This is a genomic window from Alteriqipengyuania sp. (assembly GCF_964222115.1).
Classification (GTDB): Bacteria; Pseudomonadota; Alphaproteobacteria; order Sphingomonadales; family Sphingomonadaceae; genus Alteriqipengyuania.
This window is the reverse complement of the sequence record NZ_CAXQBM010000022.1, coordinates 1-13323: the sequence shown is the minus strand read 5'-3', so window position 1 is coordinate 13323 and position 13323 is coordinate 1. Positions and strand designations below refer to the sequence as shown.

Annotated in this window: 11 protein-coding genes and 1 tRNA gene; 7 read left to right on the top strand and 5 right to left on the bottom strand. The window is 64.2% G+C overall.

Annotation, left to right across the window (positions count from 1 at the left end):
- Window positions 1-55: 55 nt before the first annotated feature.
- The 3 genes from ACEQXE_RS03625 to ACEQXE_RS03615 all read right to left on the bottom strand — a co-directional run bounded on the left by ACEQXE_RS03625 (window position 56) and on the right by ACEQXE_RS03615 (window position 3732).
- Entirely contained in the window at window positions 56-790 is a 735-nt protein-coding gene (locus ACEQXE_RS03625; protein WP_370177582.1) for a hypothetical protein, read from the bottom strand.
- A 112-nt stretch (window positions 791-902) separates the two neighbouring features.
- Window positions 903-2402: a CoA-acylating methylmalonate-semialdehyde dehydrogenase gene (locus ACEQXE_RS03620; protein WP_370177581.1), complete on the bottom strand. Its 1500-nt coding sequence runs from the start codon at window positions 2400-2402 to the stop codon at window positions 903-905.
- 103 nt (window positions 2403-2505) lie between these two features.
- Window positions 2506-3732, bottom strand: coding sequence for a DUF819 domain-containing protein (locus ACEQXE_RS03615; protein ID WP_370177580.1), 1227 nt, complete (start codon window positions 3730-3732; stop codon window positions 2506-2508).
- A 122-nt stretch (window positions 3733-3854) separates the two neighbouring features.
- Here ACEQXE_RS03615 and ACEQXE_RS03610 point away from each other — a divergent pair.
- Window positions 3855-3928 (top strand) — tRNA-Gly (locus tag ACEQXE_RS03610).
- Window positions 3929-3955: 27 nt separating this feature from the next.
- Here ACEQXE_RS03610 and ACEQXE_RS03605 read toward each other — a convergent pair.
- Window positions 3956-5737: an alpha/beta fold hydrolase gene (locus tag ACEQXE_RS03605; protein WP_370177579.1), complete on the bottom strand. Its 1782-nt coding sequence runs from the start codon at window positions 5735-5737 to the stop codon at window positions 3956-3958.
- A 196-nt stretch (window positions 5738-5933) separates the two neighbouring features.
- Between ACEQXE_RS03605 and ACEQXE_RS03600 the strand changes: the two genes are divergently transcribed.
- The 5 genes from ACEQXE_RS03600 to ACEQXE_RS03580 all read left to right on the top strand — a co-directional run bounded on the left by ACEQXE_RS03600 (window position 5934) and on the right by ACEQXE_RS03580 (window position 11201).
- The gene (locus ACEQXE_RS03600; RefSeq protein ID WP_370177578.1) at window positions 5934-8312 is read left to right on the top strand and encodes a hypothetical protein; all 2379 of its coding nucleotides are present in this window, start codon (window positions 5934-5936) and stop codon (window positions 8310-8312) included.
- A gap of 195 nt (window positions 8313-8507) precedes the next feature.
- Window positions 8508-9500 carry a GGDEF domain-containing protein gene (locus ACEQXE_RS03595; protein ID WP_370177577.1) on the top strand — a complete coding sequence of 331 codons (993 nt, stop codon included), beginning with the start codon at window positions 8508-8510 and terminating at the stop codon, window positions 9498-9500.
- Window positions 9501-9519: 19 nt separating this feature from the next.
- On the top strand, window positions 9520-10071 hold the full coding sequence (locus tag ACEQXE_RS03590; RefSeq protein ID WP_370177576.1) for a hypothetical protein: 552 nt from the start codon (window positions 9520-9522) through the stop codon (window positions 10069-10071).
- 123 nt (window positions 10072-10194) lie between these two features.
- A complete protein-coding gene (locus ACEQXE_RS03585) occupies window positions 10195-10656 on the top strand; it encodes a Dps family protein (protein ID WP_370177575.1) in 462 nt (153 codons plus the stop codon).
- Between the two features lie 74 nt (window positions 10657-10730).
- Window positions 10731-11201, top strand: a complete 471-nt coding sequence (locus ACEQXE_RS03580) for an NUDIX hydrolase (RefSeq protein WP_370177574.1) — start codon at window positions 10731-10733, stop codon at window positions 11199-11201.
- On the opposite strand, the gene dinB is transcribed toward ACEQXE_RS03580, so the two are convergent.
- On the bottom strand, window positions 11198-12343 hold the full coding sequence (gene dinB, locus ACEQXE_RS03575; RefSeq protein ID WP_370177573.1) for a DNA polymerase IV: 1146 nt from the start codon (window positions 12341-12343) through the stop codon (window positions 11198-11200). The genes ACEQXE_RS03580 and dinB overlap by 4 nt on opposite strands.
- A 61-nt stretch (window positions 12344-12404) precedes the next feature.
- Between dinB and ACEQXE_RS03570 the strand changes: the two genes are divergently transcribed.
- A partial coding sequence (locus ACEQXE_RS03570; protein WP_370177572.1) for an MFS transporter occupies window positions 12405-13323 on the top strand: 919 nt, incomplete at its 3' end.

Sequence of the window (13323 nt, the reverse complement as noted above, 5' to 3'; positions counted from 1 at the left end):
GAGCGGGCGGAAACTGTGGCGGGCCCAAGCCCTCACACGCCCGCAGGGTTACGCATCAAACGAGGATCACCTTGGCGCGTTCCATCCCGTCTCGCCGCTGCGCCAGGCCGTTGGTCCCGCCGTTGATCCGCCGGGTCAGCGCCACCAGATCGTCCTGATCGGCTAGCGCATTGCACTCCCGGCTGTCCCAGAAATGGCATGCCGCGCGCACGCCCTGCAGTGGGTCTTCGAGCAATTCGGGATGCTCCACGATGGGCAGGTTCAGCTCCGCCGCATGGGTCGTGTAGTTGTAGCGACCGGTCAGCTGCTTCACACCGCGCCCGCGATAGCGCCAGCCATCGCCTTCCTGTGTGTTGCCCAGATTGCTGCGTCCGAAGCTGCCGCCATAGACGATATTGGCGATCTGGCGCTGGCGATCGACCGGGAGCGGGCCTTCGCCCGCCTTGCGACCCAGCCGCTGGACATCGGCATCGTTGATCCGGCTACGGCTGAAGGTCGCGCGCAGGCCCGCCACGCTGTAGTTCAGGCTTTCAACCAGGCTGCTGAACCCGCCGGTTTCCGCAGTTTGCTGGCCCAGCGCATGGGCAAGCCGCAAGGGACGATCGATCCCGACCTTCGGAAATTCGAGAGCCATTGCGCCGCCAAGGGCGAAGCGCAGCCGCGAAATCGACCTCTTGCGACCGACATAGCTGATGAGGGCGGCGTGGCTGACCGGCCCGAAATCGCCATCGACGGCAATATCGTAACCCCGGTCCCGCAGCCTTTGCTGTGCTCGCGATGCGTTTTCCATAGTCTCTCCCGCAACAATGCTCGTCCGGCAGTTGGGAATCGGCCGGACGAGGTCTGTTTCAGGGAGACTTTTGTTTCCTACATTTCAAGGCCGGTCATGCGCGGGTGCATGGTCACCCCATCGTGGGGATGACGAAGGCGTTGGAGCCATCGCCGCCACCATCGGGCCAGCGCTGGGTGACCTTCTTGCTCTTGGTCCAGAAGCGCAGACCCTCTTGGCCGTACTGGTCTATGTCGCCGAAGCCCGAGCGTTTCCAGCCGCCGAAGCTGTGGTAGCTGACCGGCACGGGGATCGGCACGTTGATGCCGACCATGCCCACGTTCACCCGGTGCGCGAACTCGCGCGCGGCGTGGCCGTTGCGGGTGAAGATGGCGACGCCGTTGCCATACTGGTGCTCGCTCGGCAGGCGCACCGCGTCCTCGAAGTCTTTCGCGCGCACGATCTGGAGCACGGGGCCGAAGATTTCTTCCTTGTAGCTTTCCATGTCGGTGGTGACATTGTCGAGCAGCGTCGGGCCGACGAAGAAGCCCTTCTCGTGCCCCTGCAGCGTGAACCCGCGCCCGTCGATCACGACTTCTGCGCCTTCCTTCTCCGCAGTGTCGATCCATTCTTCGATCCGTGCCTTGTGTTCGGGCGTGACGACCGGGCCGTAATGCGCATCGGGATCGTTGGACACGCCCACGCGCAGCGCGTTGATCGCCGGGATCAGCTTCGCGCGCAGTTTGTTCGCCGTATCCTCGCCCACGGGAACCACCACGGGCAGCGCCATGCAACGCTCGCCAGCCGAGCCGAAGGCCGCGCCCGCGAGGTCGTTCACCACCTGGTCCAGATCGGCGTCGGGCATCACGATGCCGTGGTTCTTCGCGCCGCCGAAGGCCTGCACGCGCTTGCCGTTCGCGGTGCCGCGCGAATAGATATATTGCGCGATGTCGGACGAGCCGACGAAGCTGATCGCGGCGATATCGGCATGGTCGATAATCGCGTCGACCATTTCCTTGTCGCCGTTGACGACCTGGAGCAGCCCCTCGGGCGCGCCTGCTTCCACGAACAGTTCGGCAAGGCGCACGGGCACGCTCGGGTCGCGCTCCGAAGGCTTGAGGATGAAGGCATTGCCCGCCGCGATCGCCATGCCGAACATCCACATCGGGATCATCGCGGGGAAGTTAAACGGGGTGATGCCCGCCCCGATGCCGAGCGGCTGGCGCATCGAATAGACGTCGATCCCCGGGCCCGCGCCTTGCGTATACTCGCCCTTCAGCGCCTGCGGGATGCTGCAGGCATATTCGATCACTTCAAGGCCGCGCTGCACATCGCCATGCGCATCGTCGACGACCTTGCCGTGCTCGCTCGAGAGAAGCTCTGCCAGCTCCTGCTTGTTCGCTTCGACCAGCCGCTTGAACTCGAACATCACGCGCGCCCGGCGCTGGGGGTTGGTCGCCGCCCATTCGGGTTGGACTTCCTTCGCCTTGGCGACCGCCCGTTCGAGCAGCGCGGCATCGCCCAGCGCGACCTCGGCCTGCACTTCCCCTGTCGAGGGGTTCCATACCTTGTGGGTACGAGTGGCTTCGCCGGCGGCGACGCCGGTGGCGAGGTGATGGTCGATCTGGCGCATGTGGGGGACTCTCTCCGCTTGATTTTTCTGCCTGCGCGCTAGCGCTTGAGGGCTTGCCAAATCAAGGGACGGATCGCGCTAGCGTTCCCGAAATCGCCGGATCCTACCCGCCGCTGACCGCACGCATCATTTCCGCACACAGGATCGCGCCGTAAGTGCCCAGCGCATAGCCGAGCACCGCCAGCAACACGCCCACGGGCGCGAGGGCGGGGTGAAACGCGCCTGCCACCACCGGGGCGCTCGCCGCGCCGCCGACATTGGCTTTGCTGCCCACCGCGACGAAGAAGAACGGTGCGCGCACGATCCGGGCCACGATCAGCAGCAAGGCCGAATGGAAAATCATCCAGATCAGCCCGACCGCCATGAACAGTGGCGCATCGCCCAGCTGGAAGATATCCATCTTGGTCCCGATCACTGCGACCAGCAGGAAGATGAACACCGTGCCGATCTTGGAGGCGCCCACCCCTTCGAGGCTGCGGGCAGGCGTGAAGGAACTGGCTAGGCCGATGGTGGTCGCCATCACCACCACCCAGAAGAAGCGGTCAGCCAGCACCGCCTCCGCGCCCAGCATGTTCGTGAACCACAGCGATAGCCAGCCTGCACTCCAGTGCGAGAATGCGACGGCCGCGAAAGTGAAGCCGGCCAGCACGATCATCTCATTCGCGCTCGCCACCTTGGCGACTTTCTCCGAATAGGCGGCCATCGAATCGCGCAGCCGCTCGACCGAGGAATTGTCCGCCCTTAGCCAGCGGTCGACCCGCTCGTGCATGCCCGCACCATACAGCAGGAACGCCATCCAGATATTCGCGACCACGATGTCCACCGCGACCATCGCGCCGTATTGTTCCATATTGTAGCCGTAGACTTCCAGCATCGCGGTCTGGTTTGCGCCGCCGCCGATCCAACTGCCCGCCAGCGTCGCAAAACCACGCCACGCGGCGTCCGCGCCTTCGCCAGCGAGAATCTCCGGCGCGAACTGCGCGACCGTCCACAGCGCGATCGGGCCGCCGATCACGATGCCGATGGTGGCGGTGAAGAACATGATCAGCGCCTTGGGGCCCAGCCCGATGATCCCCTTGATATCGATGCTGAGCGTCAGCAGGATCAGCGCGGCGGTGAGGAAGTAGTCCTTGGCGATGGTCCACAGGTTGGATTCGCTCGCGTCGATCACCCCGAAACTGACCAGCAGCGAGGGGATCAGGTAGGCGAGCAGGATGATGGGGACGAAAGTGAACACCCTGTCCCACACTCCGCCCCTCTCGCGCAGGAAGAACAGCACCCCGAGGATGCCGGCGAGGATGCCGAAGATGATGGTATCGCTGCTGATCATAAGTACTGGTCTTCCCCCGGGCGCATTAGGCAGTGCGGATCATCGGACATTGATCGCGTAAACCAATCTTGACCGTGAACGCGCTAGGGTGCAATCGCCGCCGACCCTTCTGCGGGACATTCGCGGGTGTAGCTCAATGGTAGAGCAGCAGCTTCCCAAGCTGACGACGAGGGTTCGATTCCCTTCACCCGCTCCACGCACACATCTTCGCGCTGCACCGTGGTTAGGGTGATGCCTGGTTGCCAGCTTCGCGACCGGGTCTTGCGAGTTCCACGATGGCATCCATCACTGCGTCCGAGTGCGTGAAATGCAGGTAATGGTCGCCGCCGGGCACAATCCGCAGCGTGCACTGTGGGTGGCGCCGCGCAATCGCAATCAGCCCCGGATCGATCTTCGGTAACGCCGCTTCACCCGCCAGCACGATGATCGGCATTTTAAGCTCTTCGAACACGCGCGCCATATTTGGCAGCACCTGCCGGTAATCGCTGTAGAAACCCAAATGCCCCTGCGCGCCGCAGATCTCGGCCCCGCGTGACATGGCGGCGAACGTCTCATCATCGTCGAGCGCCGCGATGTCTGTTGCACGTCCTTCGGCAAAAGTGCGGAAGAACCGCCGGGTGCCGACACGGTTGTGATAAGCCATTCCGGCCCGGGTCACGAAGTTCAGCAGGCCGGAGCTGCGATGGATAATCCCGCTCAAAACCTTGTGGAAGCGGTTCAGCTTGCGTTCGTCTTCGTCGCCGCCGAGCGGGAGGATCGGGGCCTGGATCAGAAGGCCAGCAACGCGATCGGGCGCGGCATCGGCCAAGGCGAAGGCAAAGTTCGCCCCCGCCATGAAGCAGCGCAGTACCACCTTGTCGATACCCAGCCGATCGAGCAGGAACAGCGCATCGGCAGTGGCCTGTTCGTAGGTCGTACTGCCTTGCGGGTAGGGCGATGACCGTCCGTTGCCGGGCCGTGCCGGAGCGAGCACCCGAACGCTCTCGCTCTCAGCCCTTTCGGCCATTGGCGCGGTCCAGCCATCGCCGAAGAACTCGTCGTGCATGAACAGCAATACCGGGCCCTCGTCGGCCCCGAACAGCGCATAGTCCAGCGTCCTGCCATCGGGCAGGGTCAGCATGTGGCGGTGTTCGGCGCGCGGGTAGGGCGGTTTGATGAGCGCGGAGGGGCTGGCGAATACGCCCGCAGCAGCGTCCGCCTCGACCAGCCCGAGCGACATCAGGCCAAGCGCCATGCGCATGAACTCGTTGAGGCTGTGCGTCGCGGTTTTCTCGTAGATCGAGCGGATCTGCGCGCGCACGGTGAGGACCGAGGCTTTGCGCATCCGGGCGATAGCAGGCGCGCCATTCCCTTCCGCCAGCAATTTCATCACGGCCATCTCGGCATCGGTGAGGGCGAAAGCCCGCTGCACGGGTTCACTCAACCGGTCGGGCCAGTTGAAATCTACGCTCTTTGCAATGAGCAGCCTGCGACCGCTCGCCGTGGTCCAGCTGTTGAGCGACAGGATGACTGCACTGTCGGTATTGCTGCGATAGGCACGGACAATGGCCGGCCCTACCGGGTGGCCTTCCGGAGATCCGAGCATGGCGGCATAGTTTGCCAGTTCGGCAATGGCCTCTTCGTCGAAAGGCAATGTCGATAGCGGCTGCTTTTCGCGTATCGCGTAAAGGCTGGACGCGCTGTCATTGGCGCCGCGAACGATCCCGTCGCGATCGACAGCGAAGGCGGCATGCACTTCCGCATGCAGGCGCTGGCCGATCGATTTCGGCAGGTTGGCTTCCTGGCTGATCGTCAGGTCGATCAGCGCCTCGGCCCGGCGAACATGTTCGGACAGGTTATAGGCCCTTTCGCCCGCGTCTCCGTCGTCCGCCACGATGGCATCGGCGAGCCGCTCGCTCCAGCATTCGACCAGTTCGTCGAAACGTTCCGGCTCCAGCGCCACGCCGTATAGCGTGTCGAGGAACTCGGCCCGGTGATCGGGCGTGTTGTCGGGCGCGTCGGGCATGCCTCGGGTCGATCCTGGTCTTTCTCTTCGCCAGCGGGACAGGCGGGCGTCAAAGTAATATGTCCTCCATCCCGCGCCGAGCTGCATAGTCAAATCTGACTATGACGCTGGATTTCTTGACAGACATAACCTGCCCTTGTCGCCGGGTCAGCGAAATTCCCTCGCCCTTTCCGGCATCTTACAGGGAGATTTCGACATGAAGATGAAAGCTATTCTGCTGACCTGCGCAGGCGCCATGGCGGTGGGTGCACTATACCCGTCACCGGCACGTGCGGACGACTGCCTGCTCGACCGCGACGACGATGGCGTGGTCGACGATGGCAGCGATGACGATGCGGGGGCGGAATCGAAGGACGACGATACCTCGGTGGCGTGCGGAAGCGGAGCTGTCGCCAGCACCTTCGGCTCGACAGCAGTCGGGGCCAGTTCCAATGCGAGCGGGGCGAGCGGCGCGACCGCATTCGGCTATCAGGCCAACGCCTCCGGCAATGAGGCAACGGCGATCGGACAGAACGCGATGTCCGATGGACTGCGCAGCGTTGCGCTAGGCGAGGACTCGAGCGCGTCCATGACCGGTGGGACCGCGCTCGGCAACGCGAGTACGGCAACCGGCGTTGGTGCAACCGCAGCGGGCTTTGGATCGGCGGCGTCGGGCGAGGGCTCGATTGCGGTTGGGGTGGACGGATCGGACGGTGATTCTATCGGCGCACAAGCGACCCAGTTCGGTGCGGTGGCGATCGGGATGGATGCGTCTTCGATCGGCATCCAAGCCATCGCCATTGGCAATACTGCGGTTGCAAACGATCAGGGCGCGATTGCCATGGGGGCAAACTCGCAGGCGACAGCCAATGCGGTTGCCATGGGCACGGGCGCACAGGCGACGGGGCTCATTTCGGCCGCGTTGGGCCAGTCTGCGGTTGCAAGTGCAACCGGTGCACTCGCGCTGGGCGCGGGGAGCGAGGCCAGCGATACCGATGCTATCGCGCTCGGCACGAAGTCCTATGCGGACGACGCGAGTGCAATCGCTATCGGCGGAGATGGCGTGGATTTGGACAGCGACGGAGCAAGGGCTACTGGAGAGCGATCGGTCGCAATCGGTGCCGATACCTACAGCTCGGGCAACAGCTCCGTCGCATTGGGCGATCTCAGTCGGTCGATCGCCTCCCAATCTACAGCATTAGGCTACGGTTCTTATGCCAGCTCCGATGGCTACCGGAGTGTGGCGGTCGGTCACGCTGCCAATGTCCTGAACGAATATGCAGTCGCAATCGGTTCGGGCAGCAGGGTCGAAGGGGAACAGGGGATCGCAATCGGTCGCAGTTCGGAGGTCCAGTCATTGCGAGGGATCGCCATTGGTGGCGATAGCGGCGACGATGGCACGGATGGCGCTCTCGCTCTCGGTACGGATGCCGTCGCCCTTGGCACCGATACGCTTGCCGAAGGATCGAGATCGATTGCCGTCGGCGCGAGTGCAGAGGCCACGGCAGCGGTCTCTACGGCGGTGGGGTACGCTGCTTCCGCGACCAGAAACAACTCTACTGCGGTCGGGTCCAACAGCGCTGCCGATGGCGACAATGCCGCCGCCTTCGGCAATCTTTCGGCAGCTACAGGCGAGGCATCCGTCGCGATCGGGGGGGACAGTTCGGACGACGATTACGCGGGCGCGCAAGCAAGCGGCGACGAATCGCTAGCCGTGGGGGCGGACACGGTTTCATCGGGCCTGCGGACCACTGCCTTCGGATATGGCGCCAAGGCGAGCGGGCTGCAAACGACGGCTGCGGGTACCGGGTCCACAGCCGGCGGCATCGGCGCCCTGGCCTTTGGTTCCTTCGCGACCGCGACTGCCAATTATTCGACCGCGCTCGGTTATTCGAGTTACGCGCCGGCCGTACAGGCGACCGCGATAGGCAACGGCGCGCAGGCGACCGGCCAGAACGCAACGGCCGTGGGGCGGGCGGCGCTCGCTCGCGCGAACAATGCGACGGCGCTGGGCACGGGAGCGACCGTGGATCACAGCGGTTCGACCGCGATCGGAGCAGGCGCAACGACCACGGCGGCAAACCAGGTCGCCATCGGGACCGCGTCGGATACGGTCGAGGTTGCGAGCCTTGCAAACTCGAGCGCGCAGCAAACCGGGACAATCTACCTCGTCACCGCCGATGAAAGCGGCACATTGGGGCGAACCGCGTTCAATGCCAGTACGATGGGCGGCAACGGCTTCCAGGGCGCGATGAGCCTGCCGATCTCGGCGGTTACCGACGCGCAGTTCGATGCGCTGAGCAATCGTGTCGCGGGGCTGGAAGGCCAGTTCTCGGACCTGTCGTTCCAGCTGGAGGATCTCGATCGCTCGCTTTCCGGCGGGGTCGCAGCAGCAATGGCGATGGGAAATGCGCCCATCATTCCGGGCAAGTCCGTGTCGGTGTGGGTCAATGCGGCGACCTATAATGGCGAACAGGCGCTGGCTGGCAGCTTCGCCGGGCAGGTCAGCGAGTCGGTCTATCTCTCGGGCGGGTTCAGTACCAATACCGGCGATGATGAATGGGGTGCCCGGGTGGGCGTCGGGTTCGGGTTCTGACCAGGTGGGCGGGGCGGTCCGGCCGCGATCGTTCCGCCTGCAGACTCACACGCCACACATATCCCCCCTTTTCCTGACGTTAGCGGTTGGCCGTTGCCGGCCATTGGGTAAAAAATTCACCTGCGGGTTGTATGGCGGCATTTGATGCGGGCCCGCACACGCGCGGTCCGCCCATGGCAGGCGAATGGTTGGCGTATGAGCAAGGACAATATCGGGCGCGACGTGCTGGCCTTTCTGGCCGGAAACCTGTTGGACGCGACGCCTCTGAACTACCGCTTCGGCTATCTATACCTTACCCGCTCGAGCAAGGTGATCTGCGAGGAGACCGACACCTACATCGACAATGGCATGCGCATGAAGCAGGAAACGATCGTGGAGATCATGGGCAAGCACGCCTCTGCCTCCGACGATCCCGAAGAACGGATCGCCGCGCGCGACGAAGCGGTCGAGATGTTCCTCAATGCGGCTGGCGATCTGGCGCGCGAGACAAAGCGCCAAGCCGATGGTGTGGGCCGGGACATTGCCGAAGAGAGCCAGGCCATCCAGCAAGGTGCGCAGGGCGAAGACCTGAAGGGCGCGATCCGTCGCATCGTAGACCGCGCGGCGCAGGCAGAGCGCGAGCTGACCACCGCCTCCAGCCGGATCGACCGCCTGCAGCGCGATCTCGACGAGGCACGCAACAAGGCGCTGGTGGATGAACTGACCGGCATTCCCAACCGGCGGGCCACGCGCGCGACGATCCAGGATCTGGAGATCCGCAAGGTCCGCTATTGCGCCGCGATCATCGACATCGATCATTTCAAGGCGATCAACGACAATTACGGGCACGCCGTGGGCGACCGGGCTCTCAAACTCGTGGCGGAAGCGCTTACCGAAGCGCTCGCACCGTGGCCGGTCGCACGGTGGGGCGGCGAAGAGTTCCTTGTCATTGCGGAAACGCCCGATGCAGAGCGCGTGCGCGAGAAGGTGACGATCGCCAAGGATGCGCTGGCCGACCGCAACCTGAAGCTGCGCGAAACCGACGAGCCGATGGGTGCGATCACTTTCTCTGCCGGGGTCGCGGTGAATGTTGGCGACAGCGAGGAGACGCTCCGCCGGGCCGACAATGCGCTCTACGAGGCCAAGAAGACCGGACGCAACAAGGTGCTCATCGCACCCGAGACCGGTCGCACGGCGGACGCTGCCTGATCTAGGCTACCCGAAACGCATGTCCTCCTTCCTGTTCGGATTTGCCGCCGCGCTGTTGCTGACCATCGGTGCGCGCGATCAGCTGCTCGTAGCGCGGCTCGTCAATACGATGGGTGGGTTCGCGCTGCTGGCGGCTTTGGTCGCAGCAACACTCACCGCCGGGCTGATGGCACTGGCAGGCGATGTCATTGCGCAGATGCTGCCAGTGGCGGCGCAGCGCATGCTGGTTGCCATCGCGATGATCGTGGCGGCGGGAGAGCTGTTGTGGCCGGCCCGCGAGAAGCGCCCGAAAGAGCCGACCCGTTCGCCTTTCGCTGCCTTCATCGTGCTGCTTGCGCGGCAATGGGGCGATGCTGCGCGCTTCCTGCTGTTCGCTTTGGCTGCGGCGACGGCCCTGCCGGCGCATGTTGCGCTGGGTGGAGCGGCGGGCGCATGGGTCGCTCTGGCTGGAGGCTGGGCGCTGGGCGAAGACCTGGAGGCCTTGCCCTTGCGCGCATTCCGGATCGCGATGGGAATGATCGTGCTGATCGCGGGTATTCTAATGGGGCTGGGCGCGCGCGGGATCATCTGACACGCGCGGCGTCTGCGCTGCCAATCACTGTTATCGAAGCTTTGCCGGGAAACCCGAGCCACGCCCGGCGTTGGTTGGGTGAAACATCACGATCATTTCAGCAAACAGGACAGGAGACCAAACATGGCCCAGGCTGGCGATAATTCGAAAACCGCTCTCGTGCAGGAACTTAACGGCCTGCTCGCGGATCATCTTGCGCTCTATTTCAAGACGAAGAACTTCCACTGGCATGTGACCGGGCCGCGCTTTCGCGACCTGCACCTGCTGTTCGACGAACAGGCGGTCGAAATTCGCGACCAGATCGATGCCATTGGCGAACGCGTGCGCAAGCTGGGCGAGGTCACGCTGACCTCCATCGGCTCGGTTGCACGCGCGACGCAGGTGAAGGACCAGGACGCGACCGATCTCGATGGCGAGGCGATGGTCAAGGAGTTGCACGCCGATAACGTGGCAATGATCAAGCGCCTGAAAGACATGAAGGACCTTGCCGACAAGGCAGGCGACAACGCGACCGATGGCCTGATCGACGACTGGACGGACATGGCAGAGGAACGCGCATGGTTCCTCAAGTCGACGCTCGGCTGACGCAGCCAAGATAAAGCAGGCACGGGCCGATCCGCATTGTGCCGGGTCGGCCCTTTGCTTTATCTGCGACGCGCATGAGGCACCTGCTCCCCAAGCCTGTCGAGCGTATCGCATTGCGCATTGCGCATCGGTTGCGCCATCACTGGCGCCGCCTCGCCAAGCCGCAATTGCACGCCATCACCGTGATCTTGCGCGATGGCGAGGGCAGGGTGCTTTTCATCCGTCATTCCTACGGCCCGCGCGGCTGGACGCTTCCGGGTGGCGGGGTGATCGGCAGTGAGGACCCTGTAGATGCCGCGCGTCGCGAAATGCACGAGGAACTGGGCGTGCGGCTCGGCAATCTTGCCCTGCTGGGGACGCTGACCGAAACCGTATCGGGCGCCCCGCAGACCGCGCATGTCTTCGGCGCTGTGGTGGACGAAGAGCCCAAGCCGGACGGTCGCGAAGTGATCGAGGCCCGCTTCTTCAAGGTGGATGAGGTTCCGGGCCCTCTCAGCGAATTGACCCGGCGCCGGATCGCCGTGCTGCGCGACGCGGAGCCTTAGAAAAGTGCCAGCTGGCCGCTCTTGCCGTCGCGGCGACGTACCTCTTCCTCGCCTTGCTCCCAATCGCGGTCGAGGTTGGAAAGTGTCAGCCCCATCAGCCGGATCGGGCGCGGCAGCGGTAGCAGCTCCTCCAGTATCTCGCTCGAAATGCGCGCAAACTCTTCCTTTCCCTCAAGGTTGCGGGGCAGAGACCGCGCGCGGGTCATCAGCTGGAAATCGTTATATTTCAGCTTCAGTGTCACCGTACGACCGCGCGCCTGCGCCCGCTCGATCCGTTCCCACACGATGTCCACGATATCTGCCAGCGTGGCGCGCAACTCCTCCGGTTCATGGCGGTCGACCGAGAAGGTGCGCTCCCCACCAACAGATTTGCGGATACGGTTGGCGCGCACGGGCCTGTCGTCGATTCCCCGTGCGGCACGGTAGAGATATTCGCCGAAGCTGCCGAAATTCTGCGCAAGCCATGCAGGGTCCTTGGCGGCCAGGTCCGCCCCCGTTGCGATGCCCAGCCGCGCCATCTTTTCCTCGCCGCGCGGGCCCACCCCGTGAAAGCGCCGGATGGGGAGCGTCTGGACGAATGCCGCGCCCTCGCCGGGGCGGATTACGCATAGCCCGTCTGGCTTATTCTGGTCGCTAGCCAGCTTGGCGAGGAACTTGTTGTAGGAAACCCCTGCACTCGCGGTCAGCCGCGTCTTCGCTCGGATTTCCTGCCGGATCATCTGTGCAACCTGCGTGGCGGACGCGATGCCCAGCTTGTTGGCAGTCACATCGAGATAGGCCTCGTCCAAGCTGAGCGGTTCGACCAGATCCGTATGGTGGCGAAAGATCGCGCGGATCTGGTCCGACGCTTCGCGATAGGCATCGAAGCGGCTCTTCACGAAGATCAGATCGGGGCACAGCCGCTTGGCCGTGACCGATGGCATGGCCGATCTGACGCCGAACTTGCGCGCCTCGTAACTGGCGGCGGCAACCACGCCGCGCCCGCTCGACCCGCCGACGGCGACCGGCTTGCCCTGCAGGTCCGGATTGTCGCGCTGTTCCACGCTGGCGAAGAAGGCATCCATATCGACATGGATGATCTTGCGCTGCGGTTGCCCGGCTGCGCCGTCCTCTTCCACTGGATCGCTATCCTGCATGGCCATGCGGCAGATAGCACATTGGTTGCCAATCGGAACCGATCATGCCTAAGCGAATTTTGTGCACATGCGAAATCAAGAATACGCGCCCGGTGAGGCGCAACCCGCAGCGGGTGCCGGGTCGGCTGCCCCGGCGGGTACACGTGCGCCTGCCGCGCTGCCGCCTTCGGGCAAGACAATCGGCGAAACCCAGCTGATCTGGATGATGGCGCTGCTGATGGCGCTCAATGCACTGGGGATCGACGCGGTGCTGCCCGCACTCGATGAGCTGGCGCGCGATCTTTCGGTAGAGGGCAACAGCCGCCAGTTCGTGGTCGGTGCCTATCTGCTCGCCGCCGGGTTGGGCGCACTGGTGCCGGGCGCCATTGCCGATCGCTATGGCCGCCGCCCCGTGCTATTCGCCAGCCTCGCTTCCTACATCATCCTGTCGATCGCATGCTCTCTGGCGTGGAGTTTTGAGTCGCTACTGGCGCTGCGCTTCCTTCAGGGCTTCGGCGCTGCCGGGATTGTTGCGCTTCCGCCAGCAATCATCCGCGATCGGGTCGGCGGCGACAAGATGGCCCGGATGATGAGCCTGATCTTCGTCATCTTCCTGATGGTTCCCGCCATTGCACCCAGCCTTGGGCAGGGCGTGCTGATGGTGATGGGCGACTGGCGCTGGATCTTCGTGTTCACTGCACTTGCCGGTGTGGCGATGGGCGCGTGGGCATGGCGCAACCTGCCCGAAACGCTGCACCCGGAAGACAAGCAGCCGATCCGCCCGCGTATCATCGCGCGCAACATGCGGGCCACGCTGACCATGCGGCAGGCGCTGGGCTACACAATCGGCAGCGCGGTGATCTTCGGGGCGCTGTTCGGCTTCATCAATTCGGCCCAGCAGCTTGTGGGCGAGGCGTTCGGCGCAGGCCCTTGGTTCCCGGCGATCTTCGCCTGCTGCGCGGGCGCAATGGCCATTGCCAGCTGGACCAATTCGCGTATCGTCGAGC